Source organism: Actinoplanes sp. NPDC048988 (assembly GCF_043197815.1).
GTDB lineage: Bacteria > Actinomycetota > Actinomycetes > Mycobacteriales > Micromonosporaceae > Actinoplanes.
In genome coordinates, this window is record NZ_JBICTW010000006.1 from 381,006 (window position 1) to 406,376 (window position 25,371).

The window sequence follows — 25,371 nt, forward strand, 5'->3', positions numbered from 1 at the left end:
CCTTCGGCTGATCCGCTGGGCGGGCGCCTCGTTCAGACGCCGAACTTGGACTTGGCGGCGGGCGTCACGGGCGTGAAGAAGTTGACCAGGTTGCCGTCGGGGTCGCGGAGCAACAGCGAACGATTGCCCCAGGGCATCGTGGTGGGCGGGGCGACGATCGTGGCGTCGGCAAGCTTTTCGTGGGTGGCGTCCACGTCAGCGACCAGGAACTCGATGATGACGGAGCGGTTGTCGGCGGCGTGGGCGGAGCCGGGGGAGAACAGCGGGACGGTGCGCTCACTGCCGATGGCCAGGGTGGCGCCCGCAGTGGCGATCTCGGCGAAGTCCGGGGTCGACCACGTGGCGGTGGCACCGGTGGCCCGCTCATAGAAGGCGACCAGCCGGTTGATGTCGGCGGTGATGATGCGCAGTGACGTGAGGTTCATGGCAGCGACGCTAGAACTGATACCGGACAGGTTCCGCCCGGTATAGTCACTCATGTGGCGCGGCCGACAGCTCAGGTGCTCACACTGCTGGAACTCCTCCAGTCGGGCGGCGTCCGCCGGGCAGCGGAACTGGCCGACCGGCTCGGCGTGGACGAGCGAACCGTCCGGCGCTACGTCACCCACCTCCTCGAACTGGACATTCCGGTCGAGTCGGTGCGCGGCCGGTACGGCGGCTTCCGGCTGGCCCGGGGCTACCGCATGCCCCCGCTCATGTTCAGCGACGACGAGGCCCTGGCCGTGCTGCTCGGCCTGGTGGCGGGCCGCCGAACCGGCCTGATCGCCATGGCCGGCGCCGCCGACGAAACCGCGGCCGCGAAAATCCGGCGAGTGCTGCCGCAGCGCCTCGGAAACCGAGTCGAGAGCGTCCTGGAAACACTCAGCTTCACGGCCACCGAACGCTCACCGGCCACCCCCGACACGACGACCCTCTTGGCGGTAGCCGACGCGGTCCGTCACCGCCGCCCGGTGACGTTCCGCTACACGGCGGGCAACGGCCGCCGAACCGAACGCCTCCTGCATCCTTACGGCTTAGTGTCCCATTCGGGCCGGTGGTACGTACGAGGACCCGACCCGGCGATCGGCGAGGAGCGCACCTTCCGCCTGGACCGAATGACAGACGTCCGCCCGCAGCCCGGCACCTTCGACCAGCCACCCGGCTACAACCCAGCCGAAGAGGTACTGACCGGCCTGGCCCGAGCCGACTACCGCCACCGCGTCCGCCTGCGGATCCAGGCCACCGAGAACCAGATCCGGTCACGCTTCCCCGCCGCACTCGCCATCATCACGACGCCCCCAGAGCCCGGCAATTCCCAACAATCCGAGCACCCCGAACAATCCAGAGCTTCCGCGGAGCCGGTCGAGTCAGGACGGACCGAACAATCCGGGCCACCCAGAAAGTTGAGCCGGCAGCCCGGACAAGCTGGGGAGTTCGGCCGGACTGCGGAGTTGGGCCGGGCGGCGGAGTTGGGCCGGGCTGGGGAGTGGGGCCGGGCTGGGGAGTTGGGCCGGGCTGGGGAGTCCGGTCGCGCTGAGGGGTTGGGCCTGGCTGGGAAGTCTGCGTGGGCTGGGAAGTTGGGCCGGGCTGGGGAGTCCTGGCGGGCCGGGGAGTTTGGGCGGCAGTCCGGGCAGGCTGGGGAGTTTGGTCGGGCTGGGGATTCCGGGCGGGCCGGGGAGTTGGAGCCGGCCGGGCAGTCGGAGCGGACCGGGCAGTCGGGGAGGGCCGGTGAGTCCGAGCAGGCCTGGGAGTCCGAGAAGGCCGAGGACCCCTGGCACGACGTGGAGGTTCGCGCCGAGCAGCTTGACTGGATCGCCCGGGCGCTGGCCGCTTTGGACCGCCCGTTCGTCATCAAGGAGCCCGAGGAACTCCGTACCCTGGTCGTCGACCTGGCCACCAGGCTGGCCCGGCACGCCAACGGCTGAGCCGACCGCCGCTGAGCCGCCGGCTGGGCCGCCGCCCGTTGGACCGTCGGCTGGGCCGACTGTCGTTGGGCTGACCGCCGCTGGGCCGCCGGCTACCGCCGAGCCGTCCGAGCCGGCCCGAGCCGGCCGAGCCGTCCAAGCCGGGCGAGCCGACCGGGTCGTTGCTGGGCGGTGTGGCGGTGATCGCGAGCGGTTGAGCCGTCCGCGCCGTTGTCGAGCGATGTGGCGGCGACCGTCGGTGGCTGAGCCTGGCCGCGTCGTTGCTGGACGTTGTAGCAGTGATCGCTGGCGGCCGAGGACCGTTGCGCTGTTGACGAGGGACGTGGGGGTAGACGGCCCGAGGCTGGGCACGGTAGCGCTGTCGGCGAGGGCGAGGGCGAGGGCGAGGGCGAGGGCGAGGGCGAGGGCGAGGGCGAGGGCGAGGGCGAGGGCGAGGGCGAGGGCGAGGGCGACGGCGACGGCGACGGCGACGGCGACGGCGGCAGGGCGAGAGGAGGGTGAGGGGTGAAGGGCTGGTGGGTCAGGTGACTGCGGCGAGCAGGACCAAGGTGCTGGCGGCGATTTCGAGTAGGCCCACCTGTTTGGGGGTCAGGCTGCGGCCGGGGAGCAGCCAGGCGCGCACGAGCAACAGGGTGAAGACGGCGGTGGGGAGTGGGCCCTGGGTGACGACGGCGGCCAGGGCTGTGGCGTGGAAGATGGCTGAGGCGGTTCGGTAGGACTGGCTGTCGCGTTCGCGGATCATTGTCTTGACGTAGAGGATCGTGCCGGTCAGGTAGAGCAGGACCAGCGTGAACGGGGTCAGGACGGTGCTCGGTGGCGCGCCGGCGACGGTGGCCACCACGAAGACCATCAGGCAGCTCTGCGTGACCGCGGCCAGGTCGTTGAGGAAGGCGCGTTCGCGGCGGCGGTGGGCATACCAGGCGTTGACGGCGACCAGCACCGCGAACACGGGGGCGTAGAGCAGCACCGCGGGGCGCGCCACCACGACCGGTGTGGCCAGGAGCAGCGTGCTCAGCCCGTACAGCTGAAGCTGGCGCACGTAGCGCCGGGGGCGACGTGACTTGATCGCCTGGAAGGCGTAATAGGAGAGCAGGTAGCCGGCCAGCCAGGCGCCCAGCAGCGGCAGGTCGGGCCGGCGGAAGCCGGCGGCGATCACGCCGATGACATAGGGGAGCAGCAGCATCGCCCACGCACCGTGCTGAGGCGGCACGAACTGGCGGACGCTGCGGCGGCGGGTGATGACCGGCGCGGATTCCACGTTTTGGACGCTAGTGGGCGGCGCCCTGGGGGGACCAGGGACTTTGGTCTCTGGTGGGGTAATACCGAAGTATGGGTTGATCATGAGGGAGGTAGTGCTATGAGCGAGCAGGAGAACCTCTGGCTCCGCCAGGTGGCCGCGAATCCGGGGCATTCGCAGTGGTACATCAAGCGGTTTCAGGACATGGCGGAGCGCGGCGTCGACCTGAACGGTGAGGCTCGGATGATCGACGCCATGGTGCCGCGCGGGGCGCGGATCCTGGACGCCGGCTGCGGCACGGGCCGGGTGGGCGGCCACCTGGCCGAGCAGGGGCACGAGGTGGTCGGGGTGGATCTCGACCCGGAACTGATCGCCGCGGCGCGCAAGGACCACCCGGAGGCCACCTGGATGGTCGGTGACCTGGCCGAGTTGCGGCTCGAGGCGACGTTCGACGTCCTGGTCTGCGCCGGGAACGTGATGACCTTCGTGGCGCCCTCGACGCGCCGGACGATCCTCGAGCGGTTCCGCGCGCATCTGGCCGAGGGCGGCCGCGCGGTGGTCGGCTTCGGCGCCGGGCGCGGGTACGAGTTCGCCGAGTTTCGGAGCGACGCGGCGGCGGCCGGTCTGCGCGAGGACCTGTTGCTGAGCACCTGGGATCTGCGCCCGTGGACGCCGGAGGCCGACTTCCTGGTCGCCGTGTTCAATTGACAACTGACTATGCGGAAGGTGAGGTGAGGAGCGACATCCTTCGATGAAGCAGGAGGTTCGATGTCGTTTCGTCCCCGTTGGGCGGCCCTGGCCGCCGCCCTTGTCCTGATTGTCACGCCGATCCCGCGGGCCGCCGAGGCGGCTCCGGCGGGAGACCAGTTGAGCGCGGGGGAGTCGGCGCTCATCCGCTTCCGCCTCCCGGACGAGGCGATGCTGCGGCGCCTCGTCGCCGGTGGTGAGGACCTGGCCGCCCGTCCCCGTACGCAGAACGGCGCCGTCCTGGCCGACATCGTCGTCGACGGCCGGCGGCTGGCCGCGCTGACCGCGCAGGGCGCCGAGCCGCTCCAGGTGATCCAGCGCTCGTCGAGCGGCGCCGCCCGCGCCACCCGGCTCGCCGCGCAGGCCGACACCCTGCACTTCCTGCAGGCCTACTGGTGGACCAGCAACGGCAAGACCTTCCTGCAGACCCAGGTCGCCACCACCGCCACCGACGATCCCGACGTCGAGATCACGGTCACATGGCGTACGGCCGACGGCGCCACCGGATCGTTCCCCCTGGTCCGCTTCGAGGATTCCGGGGAATACCAGTACCACTACGCCCTGCCGCAGCCCATGCCCGCGAAGCCGGTGCAGGTGACCGCGTCCTCGAGCCTCGGCGGCACCTCCCGGGCGATCACCCCGGCGATCTGGCCGGGCGCGACGCCACCCCCGGCGCCGACCGGTTACCAGAAGGACTTCGTCGACGCGTACATGACCCCGGTCGACATCAAGGCCCGCATCAAGCGGCTGGCCCGGCAGTACCCGAAGCTCGTCGACGTCATCAATCTGCCCAACAAGACCCAGGGCTACCGGCGTACGGCGGTCGCGTACCTGGGCGACCCCAACGCCGCCGCCGTGATCGTCGAGTCGGTCGCCTTCGGTGATCAGGGCATGAACGGCGTCCAGGTCCGGACCGTCGATCCGGGAGCCGCCAACCGGCCACTCTCCGCGACCTACAAGGACCGGGTTCTCACCGTACGTCTCGCGACCGACGGCACGGGCAAGACGATCAGCACCACCGACGACGTCGCCGCGTTCATCTCGGCCCGCTATCCGCAGCGGTTCCGGGCCGTGGTCGAGGAGGGCTCGACCGGCCTGCCCATGCCCGTGGCCGGCCCGGCCCGGCTCGACGACGGCCTGCTGGGCACCGAGGTGCCCCAGGGCCCGTGGACCGTCCAGGCGCTCCGCATCGGCAAGACCCGCGACGGCTCGAAGCCCGGTGTGCTCAGTTACAGCCAGGAGCACGCGCGCGAGTGGGCCACCCCGCTCGTGACGCTGGAGTTCGCCGAGCGCCTGCTCGCCAACTACGCCACCGACCCGGAGACCCGGTCCCTGGTGGACGCCACCGACATCTTCATCATCCCGACCGTCAACCCGGACGGCGCCAACTACTCGTTCAACGACTTCAACTTCCAGCGCAAGAACCTGGTCAACCACTGCACCGGCGCCACCCGCGACCCCAAGTACCGCAACTCGTGGGGTGTCGACGTCAACCGCAACTACACCGTCGGCTCCTACTTCGACGGTTACGTGGGCGCCAGCGCCAACTGCCTGTCCGGCACGTACGCGGGCACGGCCGAACTCTCCGAGGCCGAGTCCCGCAACGTGATCGCCCTGGCCAAGGCCCACCCGAACATCAACCTGGCGATGAACGTGCACAGCTACGGCGGCTACTTCATGTGGCCGCCCGGCGCCTACAGGGCGGACGGCCGGGTCACCCTGCCCCGCCCGTCGATCGACGAGTCGAAGTTCTTCCTCGATTCGGCCCGCCGCATCGTCGGCGCCATCGCCACCGAGCGCGGCACTGTCACCTGGCCCTCGTACACGGGCCCGGTCGCCGATGTCCTCTATTCGGCCGCCGGCAACTCGGCCGACCAGCTCTACTACGAGCTGGGCATCGACGCCTGGGACTTCGAGGTCGGCAACGACCGCTGGAACGAGGCCACCCAGCAGTGGGAGGGCGTCGGCTTCCAGCCTCCGTTCGACGAGGCCCACGCCGAGTCCCAGGAGTACGCCGGAGGCCTGCTCGAGCTGGTCCGCGTGGCCCGGGACCGGGCCGCGGCCGGACAGTAGAGGAGTCTCAGAACCAGGCGCTGGCCTCGAGCCGCCCCGTGTTGCCGAGGTCGAGGGGCGCCTGAAGGGTGACGAGCTGGCGTGGCTGTTTCGCCGAGACGGCCACCGCCAGCGACTCCCCGGTGTCCGACCCGCCGCTGATGTTGGTGACGGTGTTGCGCCAGGACAGCACCGATCGGGCCGTCGTGCCCGGCTTCAGCGTGAGACGCCGGGGCGCCGCGGTGTAGTGCGCGCTGCCCTCGACCGAGATCTTGAGCGGGCGGCCGTCCTCGTCGAGCACGACGATGTCCGGCCGCCCCTTCACCTCGTACGGCTCGGTCCCGCAGTTCTGTACCGTCAGCGTCATCTCGCGGTAGCCCATGGCCGACTCCCCGCGGTTCGCCGTGATGATCACTCCGGTCACCGCGCACGCGACCGCCGGCTCGAGCCCTTCCGGGGCGGCGGGACCGGCGGAGGCCGGAACGGCCGGCGGGGCCGTGACGCCGGGCGCGGTCGTCGGGGTGAGCCCGCTGGTGGCCCGCCACGACGCCGTGCACGACGCCAGCAACGGAACGATCAGCAGGAGAGACAACCGGCGTGGCCCGAACACGCCGCCGATCATGCAGCACCCGCGCAACCGCCGCGACTCAGCCCAGCGGAACGAGGCGGGACTGGATGCTGACCGCGGCCGCGCCCCGGGCCCACTCCTCGAACGGCAGCGGCCGGATGGAGAGCGGGCAGTCGGCGGCGGCGCCGAAGGCCTGCCGTTCGAAGCCGGCGCGGATGTGGGGTTCGAAGAGGTCGTACGCGGACAGGCCCTCACCGGAGACGACGATGTGGGCCGGGCCGACCAGGTTGGCCACGGCGGCGATGCCCAGGCCGATCGCCTCGCCGGCGCGGGCGAAGACCGCGGTGACCGTGGGGTCGCCGGCGCGGGCCCGGGCCACGGCGTCGTCGATGCCGCCGGTGCCGGCCGCGGCCACGATGGCGGACGTGCCGGCGATCGCCTCGACGCACCCCCGGCCGCCGCAGTGGCAGTCGGGCCCGGCCGCGTCGACGCTGAGGTGGCCGATCTCGCCGGCCACCCCGTGCGAGCCGGACACCGGGCGGCCGTTGACGACCAGGCCGCAGCCGATGCCCTGGCCGACCGTGACCAGGGCGAACGAGTCGGCGCCGGCGCCCTCGCCGAACCAGTGCTCGGCCGTGGTGAGCGCCTTCACATCGTTCTCGACGGTCACCACCAGGCCGGTGGCGGCGGCCGCGAGCTTGCCCAGCAGCACGTTGTGCCAGCGCAGGAAGGGCGAGTAGCGCACCAGGCCGGACGCCCGGTCGACGTCGCCGGAGACGGCCAGCCCGAGCCGGCGGGTGCGCCCGCGGTAGTCGTCCGGGCCGTCCAGCAGTTCGCCGGTCAGCGCCGTGATCTCGGCCAGCACGTCGTCGACGGCGGCGGACGGCAGCGGCCGGTGGGCCACCGCGCGGATCTTGGCGGTGAGGTCGCAGACGACGCCGATGAGCTCGTCGCCGGTGAGCTTGACACCGACGAAGAACTCCCGATCGGCCCGTACGGTGAGGGGGCTGGCCGGGCGGCCGGCGCCCGGCCCGGTGCGCTCGGTGGCGTCCAGCTCGCTGAGATATCCGGCGTCGATCAGGGGCCGGGCCGACTTGGTGACGGCGGCCGAGGAGAGCCCGAGCTTGCGGGCCAGGCTGACCCGGCTCTGCGGGCCCGAGGTGACCAGGGCGGTCAGGATCGCGGCGGACGCGGGGGACGAGGCGAGCGCGGTGTAGTCGTCAGCCGGGGACATGCTTCGCAAGTCAACCGTACCCACGACCTGAAAGCTAGGAGTATTAATTAACTTCGTCAAGTATTGATTTCGGCGCGCGATCGCTCATACGCTCGGCGCCACGTCACTACGGTGACATCGACGTGTAACCCCGAGGACTCACATGCACATCTCGTACGAAACCGACCAGCGGCTCTGGCTGCTGACCGGCGACACCAGCGCCTATGCCCTCCGGCTGGACGACGGCGACCGCCTGCGGCATGTGCACTGGGGCCCGAGGATCACGCTAGCCGAGGCGGTGGCGCTCGGCCAGGAGATCGCCGACCCGGCCGCCAGCAGCTTCGAGCAGGGCCCGGGCGCGGCCGAGCTCGCCGTCGAGGGCGGCGACCACTTCGGGCCGGTGTCGCTCCAGGTCCGCTTCGCCGACGGCACCCGCGGCGTCGAGTGGCGCTACCTCGGTCACGAGGCCGTCGGCAACCACCTGCGCATCGACCTGGCCGACCGGTACTACCCGCTCGAGGTCTCGCTCCACTACGCCATCCACGACGACGTGATCGAGCGCTGGATCGACGTCGTCAACAAGGGGCCCGAGGCCTTGGACGTGCTCCGGGCCGACTCCGCCGCCTGGCACGTGCCGAACCGGGAGAGCTACCGGCTCAGCCACCTGGTCGGCGCCTGGAACAGCGAGTTCCGCCTCCAGCGGACCGGCCTGCCGACCGCCGAGACCGTGCTCACCAGCCGCCGCGGCACGACCAGCCACCACGCCAACCCGTGGCTGGCGATCGACGACGGCACCGCCGGCGAGGACCACGGCGAGGTGTGGAGCACCGTGCTGGCCTGGAGCGGCAGCTGGCGGGTCAGCCTGCACCGCGACCCCGGCGGCCGCACCGGCTGGACCGGCGGGTTCGGCCACGAGGGCCTGACCTGGACGCTCGAGGCGGGGGAGACCCTGACCACGCCCGTGTTCGCCGGCGTGTGGAGCGGGTCGGGCTTCGGCACGGCGAGCCGCGCCTGGCACGCGTACGTCTCAAGCAAGGTCCTTTCTCATCCCGGAGAGGACCGCCCGGTCCTCTACAACAGCTGGGAGGCGACCGGCTTCGACGTCGACGAGGCGGGCCAGATGGCGCTGGCCGCGAAGGCCGCGAGTCTCGGCGCCGAGCTGTTCGTGATGGACGACGGCTGGTTCGGCGCCCGCCTGAACGACCACGCCGGTCTCGGCGATTGGGAACCGAACCCGCGCCGCTTCCCGAACGGGCTGCGCCCCCTGGCCGACGAGGTGCGCCGGCTGGGCATGCGGTTCGGCATCTGGGTCGAGCCCGAGATGGTCAACCCGGACAGCGACCTCTACCGCGCCCACCCGGACTGGGTGCTGCACCAGCCCAACCGGCGCCGCACCGAGATGCGCAACCAGCTCGTGCTGAACTTCGCCCGCCCCGACGTCGAGCAGTGGGCGCACGCCTGGCTCGACCGGCTCGTGGCCGAGCTCGACCTCGACTTCCTCAAGTGGGACTTCAACCGCGCCTTCACCGAGGCCGGCCCCGACCGGGTGTTCCTCGAGCACACCCGGGCCGTCTACCGGATCATGGACCGGCTGCGGGCCGACCACCCCGGCCTGCGCATCGAGGCCTGCGCCGGCGGCGGCGGCCGGGCCGACCTCGGCATCCTCGGCCGCACCGACCAGATCTGGACCTCCGACAACACCGACGCGGTCGACCGGATCGCCATCCAGAACGGCTTCAGCCAGTACTTCCCGGCCCAGGTCATGAGCGCCTGGGTCACCGACAGCCCGAACGTCACCACCGGGCGGACCACGCCGCTGCGCTTCCGCTTCCACGTGGCGATGGCCGGCGTGCTCGGCCTCGGCGGCGACCTGACCACGTGGAGCCCGGACGAGCTCAAGGAAGCGGCCGAGCACGTGGCCGCGTACAAGCGGATCCGGCCCGTCGTGCAGCACGGCACCGCGTACCGGCTCACCGGCGCCGGCACGCTGACCGGCGTCCAGTTCACGCACGGCGACGAGCACGTGATCCTCGCCTGGTGCCCGACGAGGTCGTACGGCTACCCGCCCGGCCCGCTCCCGCTGCCCGCCGTCCTGCCCGGCGCCGACTACCTCGACCTCGACACCGGCGTCACCCACTCCGGCGCCGTCCTGCGCCGGCGCGGGCTTCCCCTCGACCTGCCGTCCGGCGACCACGCGAGCACGCTCGTCCGGCTGCGGCGCCTGCCCTGACCCCCTGAAAGCGAGACCGTCCCGATGGCACACTTCGACCTCTCACCCGACCAGCTCGCGGTCTACGACCCGGACGTCGCGCAGCCGGCCGACTTCGACGAGTTCTGGAAACAGACCCTGACCGACTCGCCGGTCGGGGAGGCCACCTTCACCCCGTACGACGCCCTGCTGCCGGGCGTGACGATCTACGACGTCCGCTTCCCCGGCTACGGCGGCCAGCCGGTCGCGGGCTGGTTCCTGGTGCCGGCCGGCGCCTCCGGGCCGGTGCCCTGCGTCGTGCAATTCATCGGGTACGGCGGTGGGCGCGGCCTGCCGCACGAGTGGCTGCTCTACCCGGCCGCGGGATACGCGGTGTTCGTGATGGACTCCCGCGGCCAGGGCGACGGCGACACCCCCGACCTGCCCGGCGTCGGCCCCGCCCACAAGGGGCTGCTCACCCGGGGCGTGCTCGACCCGGCCGACTACTACTACCGGCGCCTGTTCACCGACGCCGTCCGGGCGGTCGACGCGGTCCGGTCCCGCCCCGAGGTCGACCCGTCGAGGATCGTGGCGGCCGGGGCCAGCCAGGGCGGCGGCATCGCCCAGGCCGTGTCCGGGCTGCGCTCCGACCTGGCCGGTGCGATCATCGACGTCCCGTTCCTGACCCACTTCCGGCGGGCCACCGAGATCACCGACGCCTACCCGTACCGGGAGCTGCCGGACCTGCTGGCCTCGAACCGCGACTTTCTGGACCGGGTCTTCCACACGTTGTCCTACTTCGACGGTGTGAACTTCGCGGCCCGCGGCACGGCGCCCGCCCTCTACGCCGTCGGGCTGATGGACGCCATCTGCCCGCCCTCGACGGTGTACGCGGCCTACAACCGTTACGGCGGCCCCAAAGAGATCCGCGTCTGGCCCTACAACGGCCACGAGGGCGGCGGCAGCGTCCAGCAGGCCATCAACGTGCGCTGGCTACACGACCTGCTCTGACCGGCCGATCGGTGGCGGCGGAGCGGGCTCACCGGCCGCGCTCCGCCGCAACGCCGTCGCCGTCTCGTAGTCGACCTCGGCCCGCAACACCGGCCGGCCGTCGACGAGCAACGGAAAACGTTGCGGGCGCACGCCGACGTAGGCGAGCGGCTGCGGCACCCGGACGCCGTTCTCCAGCGTGACGGCGCCGGTGTGCAGCGCCTGGAGCGCGTAGACGCCCGCGTGCCGCCCCTCGACGGCGTCGAGCACGGCCAGCTGAGCCGGGACCACCATCGTGACGACCGCGGTCTCCCGGTGACCGGGCATCGCGGTCACGTCGACGGCGTCCGGCCGGCCCGGGTCCGGCCCGCGCACCAGACCGAGGCCAGCCCGGTCATCTCGCAGGCCAGGCTCACCACCGGCAGCGGCGTGCCGGTCAGCATCACCTTGCCGGGGCACGCGTTGGCCCCGTAACTCAGCAACGGCACCCGGTCCGCGAGCGGTGCCGCGTCATGGCGTACCAGCCAAGCGTCCAGACACTCCGCGCCCTGAACCGACCAGCCGCTCGGCATCGCGCCGTCCGGCCCGACCGGCAGGCACATGCCGTCCGCGTCGACCAGCCACGATCCGTCCGGGCGTTCGCCGGGGTAGGGGTCGACGAGAAAGTCCGCGGCCGGTCGCATCATGCCGCAAGTTACCATCGGGCCATGTCGCTGGCCGCCGAGGACGTCGCACGCTTCGAGTCGTCGCGCCCGCGGCTGCAGGCGATCGCCTACCGGATGCTGGGGTCGGCGAGTGAGGCCGAGGACGCCGTACAGGAAACGTTCTTGAAGTGGCAGGGGGTTGACCCGCGGCGCGTCGACGTGCCCGAGGCGTGGCTGACCAAGGTGCTCACCAACCTGTGCCTCAACCAGCTGGCCTCGGCCCGGGCGCGGCGGGAGACGTACGTGGGCCAATGGCTTCCCGAGCCGCTGCTGGCCGGCGATCCCATGCTGGGACCGGCCGACAGCGCGGAACAGAGAGAGTCGGTGTCGTACGCCGTTCTGGTGCTCCTGGAACGCCTCAGCCCCAACGAGCGGGCCGTCTACGTGCTGCGCGAGGCCTTCGCCTATTCGCACGCCGAGATCGCCGGGATCCTCGACATCAGCGAGGCGGCCAGCCAGCAGATCTTCCACCGGGCCCGCGGGCACGTCACCGAGGGCCGCGCCCGCCGCGAGGTCGACGAGACCACCGCCAGACGCATCGTCGAGGAGTTCCTGACCGCGGCCACCAGCGGCCGCACCGACCTGCTGGTGCGGCTGCTCACCGGCGACGCGACGGGTGTCGGCGACGGCGGCGGCAAGGTTCCGGCCCGCTCCAAGCCGTTCGTGGGGGCCGAGGCGGTCGCCAAGTTCTTCCGCGGCCTGTTCCGGCCCAGCGGCTCCAAGCGGGCCCTGGTCGGTGGCACACCCGAGATCTACGCGTCGACCGCGAACGGCGACCCGGCGGTGGTCGCGGTGCTCGACGGGCGGGTCGTCGGCGTGCTCTGCCTCGAGATCACCGCCGACGGCGTCGCCGCGCTCCGCGCCCAGGGCAACCCCGACAAGCTCGTCCGGGCCACCGAGCGCTGGGCCGCCACCGGCCACGGCGAGCCCCTGTTCGTCGCCTTCACCTAGGAAGTGATCCGCTTCACATCGTCACCTGTCAGGAAACCGCGGGCCGCCCGGTTCAAGAGGCGAACCCGCGCAGAACAGGAGCGACGCCATGCAGCACCGCATCATCGTCCTCGGAGCCGGATACGCCGGCGCCATCACCGCCGGCCGGCTGGCCAAGCGCCTCCGCCGCGAGGACGTCGCCATCACCCTGGTGAACGCCTCGCCCGACTTCGTGGAACGCGTCCGCAACCACCAGATCGCGGCCGGCGCTTCGTTGAAGCCGCGCCCGCTCACGGCGATGTTCGCGAACACCGGCGTCTGTCTGCGGATCGCCTCGGTCACCGCCGTCGACGTCGCCCGCAAGACCGTCTCTCTCAGCGACGGCGAGCTTTCCTACGACACTTTGGTGTACGCCCTGGGCAGCACCTCCAGCGGAACACCCGAGCACGCGTACGAGCTGGCCGGCCGGCCCGGCGCGCAACGGCTCCGTGAGCGTCTGGCCGCCCTGTCCCGCAACGAGACCGTGCTCGTCGTCGGCGGCGGCCTCACCGGCATCGAGGCGGTCACCGAGATCGCCGAGGCCCGCCCCGACCTCGACGTGTCCCTGGCCACCCGGGGCGAACTGGGCGACTGGCTGTCGGAGAAGGGCCGCGCCCACCTGCGCAAGGTGACGAACCGCCTCGGCATCGCGGTGCACGAGAACACGACTGTCTCCCACGTGGCGGAGGACCACGTCGCCGTGGCTGACGGCCGTTCGCTGCCGGCCGCGGTCACCGTGTGGACGGGCGGCTTCGCGGTCCACCCGATCGCCGCGGCCACCACCCTGGAAACCGACGCGGAGGGCCGGATCGTCGTCGACGGCACGATGCGCTCGGTCTCACACCCCGACGTCTACGCGGTCGGCGACGCCGCCCTGGCCACCGGCGCCGGCGGCAAGCCGATGCGGATGGCCTGCGCCTCCGGCGTCCCCCAGGCGTGGCAGGCGGCCGACTCGATAGCCGCCCGCCTGACCGGGGGCAAACTGCCGCACGCCCCGCTGCGGTACTTCAACCAGTGCGTCTCCCTGGGCCGAAGCGACGGCCTCATCCAGTTCGTCACCGCCGACGACATCGCCCGCCCCGGCGTCATGACCGGCCGGGCGGCGGCGCTCTACAAGGAACTGGTCTGCAAGGGCGCGTTCTGGGGCGTCGCCCACCCCACGCTCGGCCTCCCGGTCCGCCGCCGGTCCGCCACGAGCACGCTCCACGCTGGACTGGCACGATAGGCCCATGACCCACGTGGAGATCAACGGTGCACCGCCGTCCCTGGACGCGGTGCACCGGGCCGCCACCTGGAACTACGGCCACTTCTCGTCGATGCAGGTCCGCAACCGCGCCGTGGCCGGCCTGAACCTCCACCTGCGGCGCCTGCGCGCGGCCTCGGCGGTCCTGTTCCCCGGCACCACGCCACCGGCCGACGAGACAGTCGTGAAGCTGATCGGTCACGCCCTCGGCCACCGGCCGGACGCGTCGGTACGGGTCACGGTCCTTCCCGGTCCCGACGTGATGGTGTCGGTCTCGGACCCGGTCCCCGACACCCCACGCCCACCGCTGCGCGTCCGCACGGTCGTCTACGAGCGCGAGCTGCCCACCCTGAAACACGTGGCGACGATGGGCCTGACATACCACTACCGCGAGGCCCAGCGCGCCGGCTTCGACGACGCCCTCTTCCTGGGCGCGGACGGAGCGGTACGCGAGGGCTCGGTCTGGAACGCCGTCTTCTGGGACGGAGACCGCGTGATCTGGCCCGAAGCCCCCATGCTGCCCGGCATCACCATGCAGCTGCTCCGGCAGGGCCTGGAAAAGCTCGGCGTCCCCACAGCTCAGCGGCGGATCACGTCACTGAACGGCCTGCGAGCGGCCGCCGCCGCGAACTCCCACTGCCCGGCCCAGCCACTGGCAAGCATCGACGATGTGGATCTACCCGAGCACCCGGCTTTGACCGCCCTGCTGCAGCAGGCGTGGCGAGCGGTGCCGTGGGACCACCTTGTCTACGGATGATCCGCTGGATTGCCCAAACTGGCCCGCTCCTCCGCCCGGGTGGGTGCCGCCGCAAGGCTGGACACCGGAACCGTCGTGATGACCGAGGAGACCGCGCTGCTGCAGGAGGCGGGCGTCTACCGGTACCGGCATCCGCTCACCGACGCGGTCGCCTATCAGGCCGAGCTGTATCGCCTGCAAGATCGCGTCAAAGTCATGGCGAAGGCCGACGGGGGAGCGGTCCTCTCCGCCTCCGGGTGGACGGTGAACGGGTCGGCGTCGCAGGGACGCACCATGATCCGTGACTACTCGAAGTTGATGCTGCGCGCTTACAACGCGGAGGCGGACAACCTCGTACGCGGCCTGAAGCCCTACAAGCTGGATTCCGCCGTCGAGCGGCTCGACAAGGTGGCCGCGACCATCGCCCGGCTGGGCAAGACGATGAACATCCGCATCGCGGACGTGTACCACCAGCTCCGAGTGCAGGAGCTGACCCTGACCGCCGACTATCTGCAGAGGGTCGCCGAGGAGAAGGAGCGCGAACTTGAGGAGAAGGCCCGGCTGCGCGAGGAGCGGCGGGTCCAGCAGGAGATCGAACGCGAGCGCGCGCGGCTCGACAAGGAGCGTCAGCAAACGCGTCGGTGCCGTTCAACTTCGACGTGCACGCGTTGTTCTTCTCCGAGAACGCGTCCGGCATCGAGGCGCAGATGCACGCGAGGCTGGCCGACCGCCGGGTCAACCTGGTCAATCAGCGGCGTGAGTTCTTCTATGCGACGCCGGCCGAGGCCAAGGCGCACCTCATGGAATTGACCGGCAACCTACTGCAGTACGACGAGGTTCCCGAAGCACTTGAGTACCGCCAGAGCCTGACGCAGAGCGGAACTTAGCCCTCAACGCGGGCCGGGTGGCTCGGTTCACGTGGGGAAGCGCTCGTCACTTTCGGGATCCTTCCGGGGCCGTACGGGAGAAGTATGGGGCTCAGCCTTGGAAGGAGAAACGTGATGACGCCTCTCGGTGCGGTGATTCGGGGACTGGTGGCCGGCGCGGTCGGCACGCTCGCCATGGACTCGCTCTGGTATCTGCGGTATCGGCGCGGTGGTGGCAAGGACGGCTTCAAGACCTGGGAGTTCTCCTCGAGCGTCAAGTCGTGGGAGGACGCCCCCGCGCCCGCGCAGGTGGGGCGGCGGCTGTTCGAGGGGCTTTTCCAGCGCAAGCTGGACGACCGCTACGCCGCCATCGTCAACAACGTCACCCATTGGGGGTACGGGATGGGCGCCGGCGCCGTGTACGGCCTGCTCGCCGGATCGTTGCGTCATCCGCGCCCGGCGTACGGGCCGCCGTTCGGCGCCGCGGTCTGGGGCACCGGCTACGCGATTCTGCCCGCCGCCGGTCTTTACAAGCAGATTTGGGAGTACGACCGGAAGACGCTCGCCAAGGATCTGAGCGCTCACCTGGTCTTCGGCACCACCACGGGCACCGTCTTTCGCGCTCTTAAGGATATTTAAGGATCTGGGGCTTGCCGGGACATCGATGGACGGCTTTATTGTTAACCGTCTTGCCAATCCCCCGAAGGCAGGTTCCCCATGAACAAGCGCAAGTTCCTCGCCGTCGCGGTCTCGGCGGCCGTGGCCGGGACGCTGGGCGTCGTCGGCATCACGAACGCCAGCGCGGCCGCGCTCGACCCGTCACTGCCGCCCGGCGGCAACTTCAACCTGTCGGTGTGGCAGCTCCAGTTGCCGACCGGCTCGCCCGGCAAGCCGGACACGATCTCACCGGCGCGGCTCAAGGGCGCGAACGGGTACAGCAACCCCACGTACTTCTGGACCGACAAGAACGACGGGTCGATGACCTTCTGGGCCCCGGAGAAGGGAGTGACCACCCCCAACTCCAAGTACGCGCGTTCGGAGCTGCGTGAGATGAACGCCGACGGTTCGGCCGCCGACTGGCCGCTGGCCGGCAACCACACGCTCAGCGCCCAGCTGCGCATCCCGCAGGTCACCAAGAACGTCGCCGTCGGCCAGGTGCACCTGGGCTCCGGCGGCAGCTCGACCAAGCCGCTGCTGGAGCTGTACTACCGGCCCAACGGCGACATCTACATCGGCACCGAGAACTCACCGGCCGGCGGGCAGACCCTGCACAAGGTCGGCAACGTCGCCTTGGGCGTGAAGTGGACGTACGTCATCAACGTGAGCGGCAACAAGATCAACCTCACGGTGAACGGGTCGAAGACCAGCTATGCGATCCCGTCGTCGTTCAACCCGTACAAGCAGTACTTCAAGGCCGGCTCGTACAACCAGTCGTCCTCGGAGAGCACCAGCAACGGCGCCAAGGTCAAGTTTTACAGCCTGACCGTCAGCCACAGCTGAACTCAGGCGCCGGACCGCCGCTTGTCGGCCTCCACGTCAGCCTCGCCGACCGCTACCCCGTCCGAGTCACGGGTGGCGCCGGCGAGGTCGGCGTCCGCCCCCGAGCGGGCCGCGTCGGCCTCGGCGTCCGAGGCGCCGACCAGCGCGCCGTCCGCGCCGGGTCCACTGCTTTCGACATCGTCTTTCGTACGCTCGGCGGCCAGCCCGGCCGCGACGGGAAGTCCGGGTACCTGAGGATTCGTCATGTCCGGCGAGTACCCGCAATCGTCAGACTTGAACGCGCAGCGCCGCCCGGACCACCTTGCCGCCCGTCATCGGCAGCGTGCCCCAGCGCAGCGCCGCCGCGTTCACCACCAGCAGCCCGCGGGGCGCGGCCGGGTCGAGCGACCCGCTCGGCGGCAGCACGGGCAGGGCGCTGCTGCCGTCGCGCACGGCCACGATCAGGTAGCGCCGGCCCCGGGTCAACCGCAGGTCGATCATCGTGTTCGCGTGCGTGACCGCGTTCGTCACCAGCTCGCCCGTGATCAGGCCGGCCGGGCCGGTCAGGTGGTCGAGCCCCCACCGCAGGCACGCCTCGGTGGCCAGGTCGCGCGCGTGCCGGGCGGCGCCGGAGACCGGCAGCAGCATCTCGCTGATCGACGTGACGCGCCGCCGGGGCTCTATCGCCAGGGCTTCCTCGACCGTGTCGACCACCGCCACCCGGCCCTGGCCCGCGCGCAGGAGCCGGGCCGTGCCCGGGTCGGGCGCGACGATCAGCACGCCCGGACGGGCCGCGAATCACCTGGAGGACGGAACGGGTTCCCCCGTCGTGCGCTTCCCCCTGCCCGGGATGACGCCAGGGTCGGGGCGACGGAGCCGGCGGCCGCCCTCAGGAACAGTGGCGGGTGACCGGGGTCAGCCACTGTTTCAAGGTCGGGCCGAGGGTGGTGGTCACGTCCTTCTCGGTTTTGATGCCGGCGAAGAAGGCCGCGTCGGTGGACTTGGCGCGCAGCTGGTCGGCCGTCTTCTTGCCGTCGGCGCGCAGGGCCGCGTCCTGGCTCGCGCGGGTGGCGTCGTCGACGGCGGTGGCGAACGCGGCCAGCGACTCCTGTGCGCGCTTCCGCGCGTCCGGGGTGCCCTGGCCGACCAGCGTGGTGAGCGATTCGGCGAACGGGGCCATGCGTTCCCCGTAGGCCTGGCCGAGCGCGTCGCAGGTCGACTTGAGGGCGACCGGCACGCTCGGCGGCGCCGAGGCGGCCGGCGCCGGTTGGGCGGCCATGCCGCATCCGCCGGCGGCCGTGGCGGCCAGCAGGACAGCTGTCAGACCCAGAACGCCGCGCATGCGACACCTCCGAAACCGTGACGTCTGGGAGCGCTCCCACTCCCTAACTGCGTGACGATACGTCAGGAAGTGAGGCGTGTCGATGGCCGTACGCGAAGTAGACGATCAGGCCGACCACGAGCCAGGCCAGGAAGCGCAGCCACGTCTCGACCGACAGGTTGGTCATCAGGTAGAGGCAGGCCAGCGCCGACAGCACGGGGATCACCGGGGACAGCGGCACGCGGAACGGGCGGGTGAGCCGCGGGCGGGTGCGGCGCAGCACCGGCACGGCCAGCGACACGGTGACGAAGGCGAACAGCGTCCCGATGCTGACCAGGTTGGCCAGCGAGGACAGCGGCACGAAGCCGGCGAGCAGGGCGATACCGATCGTCACGCCGACCGTGATCCGGTACGGCGTACCCCAATGGGGGTGGATCCGGCCGACCGCCGGCGGCAGCAACCGATCACGGGACATGGCGAAACCGATCCGCCCGATCGCCACGATGTCGACCAGGATCACGCTGGTCAGGCCGGCCACCGCCGCGATCGACACCAGGTGGGCGGCCCAGCCCGCGCCCACGCTCTCGAACGCCGAGGCGATCGGCGCGCCCGGATCGATCTGCCGGTAGTCGACCATGCCGACCACCACGAACGAGACCGCCACGTACAGGACCGCCGACACCCCGAGCGTTCCGAACAACCCCAGAGGCAGGTCGCGGCTGGGCTTGCGGGTCTCCTCGCCCAGGTTGGCCACGGCCTCGAAGCCGGTGTACGCGAAGAAGACCACCGCCGCCGCGGTCAGCACCCCGGTGATCCCGAACGCCGACGGCTCGATCCCGAACAGCAGCTGCGACAGCGGCTGGGTCAGCCCGGACGCGCCCTCATCGGCGGGCTGGGCCGGCGGCACGAACGGGGTCAGGTGGGCCGCCTTCAGGAAGAACAGCCCGGCCACCACGACGAAGACGCAGATGCCGACCTTCACCAGCACCAGCGCGTTGGTCACCCGCGACGACTGCTGGATGCCGGCCGTGGCCACCGCGCCCAGCAGCAGCGTGATCACGATGGCGCCCACGTTGACCACGCTGTCCTCGCCGAACAGGCTCGGCGGCAGGTCGAGCAGCGACGCCAGATAGCCGGACCAGCCGCGGGCCACCACGGCCGCGCCGAGCGCGAACTCGAGCACCAGATCCCATCCGATGATCCAGGCGAAGATCTCACCCATGGTGGCGTACGCGTACGTGTAGGCACTGCCGGCCGTCGGCACCGAGGACGCCAGCTCCGCGTAGCAGAGCGCGGCCAGCAGGCTGGCCACCCCGGCCAGCACGAACGACACGGTGACGGCCGGTCCGGCGTGATCGCGCGCCTCGACCCCGGTCAGCGTGAAGATCCCGGTACCGATGACGATCCCGATGCCGAAGCCCATCAGGCTGAACGGCCCGAGCCGCCGCCGTAACTCGCCGCCGCGCGCCAGAACGTCCTCGACGGCTTTCGTCCGCAACATCGACATGATGCCGACGTCTACCCAGGGACCCCAGGATTAATCGGCGGGCGCCCGCGTGTTGAACCGGGGGTGACTCTCCGTTTCGCGATTCTGGGCGACTCCATCGCGTACGGCCAGGGCGCCGCCACCGGCCGGGACACGGCCGCGGCCCGCCTCTCGGCCGACCTGACCGCCCACGGCGTACCCAATGAGCCCCGCGTCTTCGCCGTACCCGGCGCGCAGAGCCGCGACCTGCCGGCCCAGGCCCGCCGGGCCGTGACCTGGCGGCCCGACGTCGTCCTGATCATCATCGGCGCCAACGACCTGACCCGTTTCGTGCCGCCCGCGCAGGCGGTGGCCCACCTGACGGCGGCCGTCCGCTCCCTGCGTACGGCCGGCGCCGAAGTGGTCGTCGCCCCCGCCCCCGACCTCAGCGTCGTGCCGTGGGTGCCCCCACAGATGCGCGCCCTGGTCCGGGCCGGCAGCCAGGCCCTGCACGACGCGCAGACCGAGGCCGTGCTGGCCGAGGGCGCGCACGTGGCCGACATCGGCATGACCTCCGCCGCCGGCTTCGCCGTCGACCCGGGCCTGTTCAGCGCCGACCGCTTCCACCCCTCCAGCGCCGGCTACGCCGTGATCGCGGCCGCCCTGGCCCCGGCGATCCGCCACGCGGCGAGCGTCGCCGCCGGGTGAGAATGCGGGTATGCGGCTGAGTGTGCGCGGCGAGACCGCCCTGATTTTCGACGACGGTTCGCCGGTGCGGGCCGCCTCGGCGGTCGCGCCGTTCGGCGACGGCTGGTTGATCGCGCAGGACGACGCCACCCACGCCGCCTGGCGCCGTCCCGGCTCGATCGTCCCGGTCCGGGTGCTCGACCAGGTGGAGGGCCTCGACGTCTTCAGTTCGGCGGCGGGCACCAAGCACCTCAAACCCGACTTCGAGGCCGCCTTCGGAGTGGGGGAGGGCGTGCTGCTTCTCGGCTCGGGCTCGACTCCGGCCCGCATGCGGGCCTCCCTGGTCACCGCCGGCGGCTTCACGGTGACCGACCTCAGCCCGCTCTACCACCGGCTGGCCGCCGCGTTCGGCGTCCCGCTGGAGCACCTCAACCTGGAGGGCGCCTGCGCGGCCGGTGACCGGATGCGCTGGTTCCATCGCGGGGCCACGACGTTCTGCGCGGACGTCGACCTGGTGGGCGGCCTCCCGGCCGAGATCGCCGGCGTACGCCGGTACGACCTCGGGCACGTCGGCGGTGTTCCCCTCGCCGTCACCGACGCGGTCGCGCTCGACGACGGGCGCGTGCTGGTCAGCGCCGCCGCCGAGGACACCCCGAACCCGGTCGACGACGGCCCGGTGGTGGGCGCGGCCCTGGCGCTGCTCGACGATCACGGTGTGCTCGACACCGTCGCGCTTCCGGAGCAGACCAAGGTCGAAGGGCTGGCTGTACGCGCGACGACCGCCGGCGGCCTCAGGCTGCTGGCGGTCGTCGACGCGGATGATCCGGTCGTCTCCTCCCGGGAACTGGACCTCGACGTGAGCTGGTGAGGCTCAGTCGCGGCCCGGGAAGCGCTGCGTGATCTCCTGCAGGAGCCACACGTTGCCGTCCGGGTCGCTGAACTCGGCGTAGCTGCCGTACGACTTGCGGTCGGGCTCGGGGCCGGCCACGCGGCCGCTGGTGTCCAGGCCGCGCAGGCCGTGCCAGACCTCGCCGACCTCGGCGCCCAGCGACTGAAGCTCCTTACGGGCGGCCTCGATGTCATCGACGATGAGCATGTTGTCGCGGGCCGAGCCGGGCTCCTGCGCGCTCAGGCCGGTGCCGAACTGGATCGACGCGGGCGACCCGGGCGGGGTGAACTGCACGACGCGCAGGTGGTCGCTGATCGGGAAGTCGGCGTCGAGACGCCAGCCGAGGCCCTGGTAGAAGGCCTTGGCCCGGTCGACGTCGCTGACCGGGATCACGGTGACCTCGAAACGGAAATTCATGGCGGACCTCCATCGGATTGGTGACACCAGACTGGCTCCACCACCGCACCCGGCGAGCCAGTGATAGTCCCTGGTCCGTTTGTTCCCGTGCCTGGGCCGGACCCTGGCGCGCCGACAATCGAGGCATGAGCAGTGTCCCGATCGCCGCGCACGCCCTGTTGTCCGACTGCCATTCGGCCGCCCTGGTCACCGACGCCGGCTCGGTCGACTGGCTGTGTTTCCCGCGCTTCGACAGCCCCTCGGTCTTCGGCCGCCTGTTGGATGAAACCGCAGGTCACTGGTCTTTGACACCCGTCGCGCAGTACGAGTCGAGCCGGCGCTACCTGGACGACTCGCTGGTCCTGGAGACCGAGTTCCGCACGGCCACCGGGGTGGTCCGGGTCACCGAGGCCCTGGCCATGGGTGACGGCAACCGCGGACACGAGCTGGGCCGAGGATCGCCCCATCTGCTCATCCGGTCCGTCACCGGAGTCTCGGGCGAGGTCACGCTCGCCATGACCTACCGGCCGCGCCCCGAGTACGGGCTCCTGCAACCCCTGCTGGGGTACGCCGAGGGTGGCGTCACCGCGCGCGGCGGCGCCGAATGGCTGGTGCTGACCACGCCCGTACGGCCGGAACTGAACGAATCGACGGCAACCGCGAGCGTCTCGCTCAGCGCGGGGCAGACCCTGGTCTTCGCCCTGCACCGGTCGACGCTGGAGGAGACGCCGGCGCACGTGTGGCCGCAGGCGGAACTGACCCGGCGGCTGGCCGACACCGTCGAGGCGTGGCGGTCCTGGTCGGCGATCCACCAGACGTACGACGGGCCGTGGCGTGACCTGGTGCGGCACAGCGGCCGGGTGCTGCAGGCCCTCACCTACCGGCCGAGCGGAGCGATCGTGGCCGCCGCGACCACGTCGCTGCCCGAGGCCCCCGGCGGCGGGCGCAACTGGGACTACCGCTATTCGTGGGTGCGCGATGCCAGCTTCACCATGGAGGCGCTGTGGGTGGCCGCCTGCCCCGACGAGGCCGGCGACTTCTTCGCCTTCATGACCACGGCCGCGGCCGGCGCCCCGATGCCGTTGCAGATCATGTTCGGCGTCGGCGGCGAACACGACCTGACCGAACGCACCCTCGGCCATCTGCGCGGATGGCGCGACAGCCGGCCCGTGCGGGTCGGCAACGGCGCCTGGGAGCAGCAGCAGATCGACGTCTACGGTGAGCTGCTGGGCGCCGCGCTGAAGCTGAAGGGCCAGATCACCGAGATCGACGAGGACGTGCGCCGCTTCCTGATCACGCTGGCCGACACGGCCGCGGCCCGCTGGCGCGAGCCGGATCAAGGGATCTGGGAGGTACGCGGTCAGCCGCGCCACTTCGTCTACTCGAAGGTGATGTGCTGGGTCGCCCTCGATCGCGCCCTTCGTCTCTTCGACGACCCGGGCCACTGGCGGGATGCTCGCGACGAGATCCACGCGACCGTCCTCCGGGAGGGCTGGTCGGCGGCGACCGGCGCCTTCACCCAGTCCTTCGGATCGGACGATCTCGACGCCTCGCTGCTCATGCTGCCGATCGTCGGCTTCCTGCCGGCCACCGACCCGCGCGTACGCGCCACCGTCGACGCCGTCGCCGAGAACCTCGCCGACCCGCGCGGCCTGATCTACCGTTATCGGGGCGCCGACGGCCTCGACGGCGGCGAGGGCACCTTCCTGCTCTGCACCTTCTGGCTGGCGCAGGCCCTGGCCCTGGCCGGCGAGCAGGAACGGGCACGCGAGGTGTTCGAACGGGCAGCCGCCCACCGCAACGATGTGGATCTTCTGGCCGAGGAGGTGGACCCCGGCACCGGTGATCTGCTCGGGAACTTTCCGCAGGCCTTCAGCCACATCGGCCTGGTCAACGCCGCGTGGGCGATCACCGAGGCGGCCCGGGACCACCCGGGACCCCCTGGTGGGGCCGCCCGGTGGTGAGCCAGGGTCTTGCACGGGTTCGGTGAACACCCTGGCCGCGCGAACGTTAGGGACAACGACGCCAACGGCATCTGGGGGGATCGACCGTGGTAATTCACCTTCGCGCGGACCGCAGCAGGAACCCTCTGCGGATCGGCACACATGAGATCGACGTCAACGGCGTCGCGCAGCGCTACCACGTCCGCGGCAGCGGCACGGAGGTCTGCGTGGCCGTCCCGGGCGGCCCGGGACTGTCCTGGGAGTACCTGCGGATGCCGGCGGTCGAGCGGCGCGTCCGGGTCGTCTACGTGGAGCCGCTCGGCACCGGCGCCTCGGGCCGGCTGCCGTCGCATCCGGACGGTTACACCCGGCCCGTGTACGCCGAGGCGCTCGACCGGATCCTCGACCGTCTCGGCCGCGACCGGGTGCACCTGCTCGGCCACTGCCACGGCGGCCTGGTCGCCCAGTACTACGCGCTGCGCCGGCCCGAACGCCTGGCCGGGCTGATCCTGCACATGAGCTCGCCGGTCACCGGAGAGGAACAGGCCACCGAGACCCGTCACCAGCTCGAGCGTTTCGTCCGGCGCAACCAGTGGAACCCGGCCCTGCCGGCCGTGCTCGACGCCCTGCACGCCATCCAGGACGCGGCCGACGACCGCGCGCTGACCGCGGCCACCCGCGACGCGCTGCCCAGCCAGTTCGCGCACTACTGGGCCCGCCGCGACGAACTGGCCGGCCTGCGCCCGAAGATCCGCCGCTCGTACCTGTCGGCGCCGGAGCCGGTCGACGACCGCGCCGACCTGCCCGGCCTGCGGGTGCCGACGCTGGTGACGGCCGGCATGTACGACATCATCGGCGGCACCCGCTGGGCCCGGGAATTGCATTCGCTCATTCCGTACGCCCGTCTGCTGCTCCTGGCCCGCAGCGGCCACCTCGGCCACATCGAGGAACCGGAGCGCTTCGCCGAGGGCGTGCTCGATTTCGTGGCGGCCACCCCGGCGACCGCGGCCCGGGCGGTGGCGGCCTGAGCGCTTTTTTCCGTCTGATGATTCCGGTGGTCCTGAAATCGTTTCGCGTTGCCGATTCGTGCTACGGTCGGCGTCTCATTTCTTCCGTCTGCGGTGGCCGACTGATGCAGCGGTCGCCGCAGACGGGAACCACCATGCTGGAACCCTCCGGAAATCGAGGAAGAAATGATCGTTGCAAGGCAGCTCATCGTCGATGAGCTGCGGCGGCGCGGCCAGGCCAGGCGGGCCGAGTTCGTCGAGGAGCAGTTGCCGGACGAGGTCGACTCCACACGTCACGGCGGTCTGCTGGCCACCCTGCGCATCGACCTGGCCGACTTGGCGGCCGCCGCCGAGCGCCGTACGACGGACTGAAATTGTTTTCTGTGCTAGCGTGGCCCGCGTTGCGGACTTGATTTCCCGTAGGCGTTTTCTTTTCATTCTTTCGCCGGCGTGATCAATTCGGTGACCCTTCGCATCATCCATGCCCGCAGGGAGAAAAGATCATGGCTACCGGCACCGTCAAGTGGTTCAACGGCGACAAGGGCTTCGGCTTCATCACCCAGGACGGCGGCGGCTCCGACGTCTTCGCCCACTTCTCGGCGATCCAGACGTCCGGCTTCCGCAGCCTCGAGGAGAACCAGCGCGTCGAGTTCGACGTCGCCCAGGGCGCCAAGGGCCCCCAGGCGGAGAACATCCGCCCGCTCTGACTTCCGTACGCACGACGGCCGGCCCCGACGGGACCCGGCCGTCGTCGTTTTCCCGGCCCG

The 25,371-nt window shown here is 71.2% G+C and carries 28 protein-coding genes and 1 pseudogene; 18 read left to right on the forward strand and 11 right to left on the reverse strand.

Going from position 1 to position 25,371, the window contains the following annotated elements:
* Nucleotides 1-32: 32 nt before the first annotated feature.
* Complete coding sequence (locus ACGFJ7_RS22310) at nt 33-425, reverse strand: VOC family protein (RefSeq protein ID WP_392643523.1); 393 nt, start codon at nt 423-425, stop codon at nt 33-35.
* 54 nt (nt 426-479) lie between these two features.
* On the opposite strand from ACGFJ7_RS22310, the gene ACGFJ7_RS22315 reads away from it, so the two are divergent.
* Nucleotides 480-1,904 (forward strand): WYL domain-containing protein, encoded by a 1,425-nt coding sequence (locus ACGFJ7_RS22315; protein ID WP_392643524.1) that lies wholly within the window; start codon nt 480-482, stop codon nt 1,902-1,904.
* 520 nt (nt 1,905-2,424) lie between these two features.
* Here ACGFJ7_RS22315 and ACGFJ7_RS22320 read toward each other — a convergent pair.
* Nucleotides 2,425-3,246, reverse strand: coding sequence for a YwiC-like family protein (locus ACGFJ7_RS22320; protein ID WP_392643526.1), 822 nt, complete (start codon nt 3,244-3,246; stop codon nt 2,425-2,427).
* Between the two features lie 15 nt (nt 3,247-3,261).
* Between ACGFJ7_RS22320 and ACGFJ7_RS22325 the strand changes: the two genes are divergently transcribed.
* Entirely contained in the window at nt 3,262-3,849 is a 588-nt protein-coding gene (locus tag ACGFJ7_RS22325; RefSeq protein ID WP_392643528.1) for a class I SAM-dependent methyltransferase, read from the forward strand.
* Between the two features lie 60 nt (nt 3,850-3,909).
* Entirely contained in the window at nt 3,910-5,961 is a 2,052-nt protein-coding gene (locus ACGFJ7_RS22330; RefSeq protein WP_392643529.1) for a M14 family zinc carboxypeptidase, read from the forward strand.
* 7 nt (nt 5,962-5,968) lie between these two features.
* Here the strand turns inward: ACGFJ7_RS22330 and ACGFJ7_RS22335 are convergent, their stop codons facing one another.
* Nucleotides 5,969-6,550, reverse strand: coding sequence for a DUF4232 domain-containing protein (locus ACGFJ7_RS22335; RefSeq protein WP_392643531.1), 582 nt, complete (start codon nt 6,548-6,550; stop codon nt 5,969-5,971).
* Between the two features lie 37 nt (nt 6,551-6,587).
* Nucleotides 6,588-7,766: an ROK family protein gene (locus tag ACGFJ7_RS22340; RefSeq protein ID WP_392643532.1), complete on the reverse strand. Its 1,179-nt coding sequence runs from the start codon at nt 7,764-7,766 to the stop codon at nt 6,588-6,590.
* A gap of 118 nt (nt 7,767-7,884) precedes the next feature.
* Between ACGFJ7_RS22340 and ACGFJ7_RS22345 the strand changes: the two genes are divergently transcribed.
* The gene (locus ACGFJ7_RS22345) at nt 7,885-9,951 is read left to right on the forward strand and encodes an alpha-galactosidase (RefSeq protein WP_360258922.1); all 2,067 of its coding nucleotides are present in this window, start codon (nt 7,885-7,887) and stop codon (nt 9,949-9,951) included.
* A gap of 24 nt (nt 9,952-9,975) precedes the next feature.
* A complete protein-coding gene (locus ACGFJ7_RS22350; protein WP_392643535.1) occupies nt 9,976-10,920 on the forward strand; it encodes an acetylxylan esterase in 945 nt (314 codons plus the stop codon).
* Here ACGFJ7_RS22350 and ACGFJ7_RS22355 read toward each other — a convergent pair.
* Together ACGFJ7_RS22355 and ACGFJ7_RS22360 are read right to left on the reverse strand one after the other, a co-directional pair.
* Nucleotides 10,903-11,274 carry a hypothetical protein gene (locus ACGFJ7_RS22355; RefSeq protein WP_360258916.1) on the reverse strand — a complete coding sequence of 124 codons (372 nt, stop codon included), beginning with the start codon at nt 11,272-11,274 and terminating at the stop codon, nt 10,903-10,905. The genes ACGFJ7_RS22350 and ACGFJ7_RS22355 overlap by 18 nt on opposite strands.
* Nucleotides 11,232-11,582, reverse strand: a complete 351-nt coding sequence (locus ACGFJ7_RS22360; protein ID WP_360258913.1) for a hypothetical protein — start codon at nt 11,580-11,582, stop codon at nt 11,232-11,234. Before ACGFJ7_RS22360 ends, ACGFJ7_RS22355 begins: the two co-directional genes overlap by 43 nt.
* Before the next feature lie 24 nt (nt 11,583-11,606).
* Here ACGFJ7_RS22360 and ACGFJ7_RS22365 point away from each other — a divergent pair, with 24 nt between their 5' ends.
* The 7 genes and pseudogenes from ACGFJ7_RS22365 (at nt 11,607) to ACGFJ7_RS22395 (ending at nt 16,917) form a co-directional block, all read left to right on the forward strand.
* Complete coding sequence (locus tag ACGFJ7_RS22365; protein ID WP_360258910.1) at nt 11,607-12,554, forward strand: RNA polymerase sigma-70 factor; 948 nt, start codon at nt 11,607-11,609, stop codon at nt 12,552-12,554.
* An 88-nt stretch (nt 12,555-12,642) separates the two neighbouring features.
* Nucleotides 12,643-13,797, forward strand: coding sequence for an FAD-dependent oxidoreductase (locus tag ACGFJ7_RS22370; RefSeq protein ID WP_360258907.1), 1,155 nt, complete (start codon nt 12,643-12,645; stop codon nt 13,795-13,797).
* 4 nt (nt 13,798-13,801) lie between these two features.
* Nucleotides 13,802-14,572: an aminotransferase class IV gene (locus ACGFJ7_RS22375; RefSeq protein ID WP_360258904.1), complete on the forward strand. Its 771-nt coding sequence runs from the start codon at nt 13,802-13,804 to the stop codon at nt 14,570-14,572.
* Between the two features lie 297 nt (nt 14,573-14,869).
* A pseudogene (locus ACGFJ7_RS22380) lies at nt 14,870-14,971 on the forward strand (DUF4041 domain-containing protein); the annotation flags it as partial.
* Nucleotides 14,972-15,210: 239 nt separating this feature from the next.
* A complete protein-coding gene (locus tag ACGFJ7_RS22385; protein ID WP_392643538.1) occupies nt 15,211-15,438 on the forward strand; it encodes a GIY-YIG nuclease family protein in 228 nt (75 codons plus the stop codon).
* Between the two features lie 114 nt (nt 15,439-15,552).
* Complete coding sequence (locus ACGFJ7_RS22390) at nt 15,553-16,056, forward strand: hypothetical protein (protein ID WP_360258897.1); 504 nt, start codon at nt 15,553-15,555, stop codon at nt 16,054-16,056.
* 78 nt (nt 16,057-16,134) lie between these two features.
* Nucleotides 16,135-16,917 (forward strand): polysaccharide lyase family 7 protein, encoded by a 783-nt coding sequence (locus ACGFJ7_RS22395; protein ID WP_360258894.1) that lies wholly within the window; start codon nt 16,135-16,137, stop codon nt 16,915-16,917.
* Nucleotides 16,918-16,919: 2 nt separating this feature from the next.
* Here the strand turns inward: ACGFJ7_RS22395 and ACGFJ7_RS22400 are convergent, their stop codons facing one another.
* From ACGFJ7_RS22400 to ACGFJ7_RS22415, 4 genes are all read right to left on the reverse strand, one after another.
* Entirely contained in the window at nt 16,920-17,162 is a 243-nt protein-coding gene (locus ACGFJ7_RS22400; protein WP_360258891.1) for a hypothetical protein, read from the reverse strand.
* A 22-nt stretch (nt 17,163-17,184) separates the two neighbouring features.
* Nucleotides 17,185-17,676 (reverse strand): hypothetical protein, encoded by a 492-nt coding sequence (locus ACGFJ7_RS22405; RefSeq protein ID WP_360258888.1) that lies wholly within the window; start codon nt 17,674-17,676, stop codon nt 17,185-17,187.
* 109 nt (nt 17,677-17,785) lie between these two features.
* Entirely contained in the window at nt 17,786-18,238 is a 453-nt protein-coding gene (locus tag ACGFJ7_RS22410; protein ID WP_360258884.1) for a hypothetical protein, read from the reverse strand.
* Nucleotides 18,239-18,281: 43 nt separating this feature from the next.
* Nucleotides 18,282-19,724, reverse strand: coding sequence for an amino acid permease (locus ACGFJ7_RS22415; RefSeq protein ID WP_360258881.1), 1,443 nt, complete (start codon nt 19,722-19,724; stop codon nt 18,282-18,284).
* 63 nt (nt 19,725-19,787) lie between these two features.
* Between ACGFJ7_RS22415 and ACGFJ7_RS22420 the strand changes: the two genes are divergently transcribed.
* On the forward strand, nt 19,788-20,390 hold the full coding sequence (locus ACGFJ7_RS22420; protein WP_360258879.1) for an SGNH/GDSL hydrolase family protein: 603 nt from the start codon (nt 19,788-19,790) through the stop codon (nt 20,388-20,390).
* A gap of 10 nt (nt 20,391-20,400) precedes the next feature.
* Complete coding sequence (locus ACGFJ7_RS22425) at nt 20,401-21,237, forward strand: DUF6910 family protein (RefSeq protein ID WP_392643542.1); 837 nt, start codon at nt 20,401-20,403, stop codon at nt 21,235-21,237.
* Between the two features lie 3 nt (nt 21,238-21,240).
* Here the strand turns inward: ACGFJ7_RS22425 and ACGFJ7_RS22430 are convergent, their stop codons facing one another.
* On the reverse strand, nt 21,241-21,675 hold the full coding sequence (locus tag ACGFJ7_RS22430) for a VOC family protein (RefSeq protein ID WP_360258873.1): 435 nt from the start codon (nt 21,673-21,675) through the stop codon (nt 21,241-21,243).
* Between the two features lie 125 nt (nt 21,676-21,800).
* Here ACGFJ7_RS22430 and ACGFJ7_RS22435 point away from each other — a divergent pair, with 125 nt between their 5' ends.
* From ACGFJ7_RS22435 to ACGFJ7_RS22450, 4 genes are all read left to right on the forward strand, one after another.
* Nucleotides 21,801-23,618: a glycoside hydrolase family 15 protein gene (locus ACGFJ7_RS22435; RefSeq protein WP_360258870.1), complete on the forward strand. Its 1,818-nt coding sequence runs from the start codon at nt 21,801-21,803 to the stop codon at nt 23,616-23,618.
* Between the two features lie 86 nt (nt 23,619-23,704).
* Complete coding sequence (locus ACGFJ7_RS22440) at nt 23,705-24,625, forward strand: alpha/beta hydrolase (protein WP_360258867.1); 921 nt, start codon at nt 23,705-23,707, stop codon at nt 24,623-24,625.
* 165 nt (nt 24,626-24,790) lie between these two features.
* Nucleotides 24,791-24,976: a hypothetical protein gene (locus ACGFJ7_RS22445; protein ID WP_360258864.1), complete on the forward strand. Its 186-nt coding sequence runs from the start codon at nt 24,791-24,793 to the stop codon at nt 24,974-24,976.
* Between the two features lie 131 nt (nt 24,977-25,107).
* The gene (locus ACGFJ7_RS22450; protein WP_360258861.1) at nt 25,108-25,311 is read left to right on the forward strand and encodes a cold-shock protein; all 204 of its coding nucleotides are present in this window, start codon (nt 25,108-25,110) and stop codon (nt 25,309-25,311) included.
* The last annotated feature ends 60 nt before the right edge of the window (nt 25,312-25,371 follow it).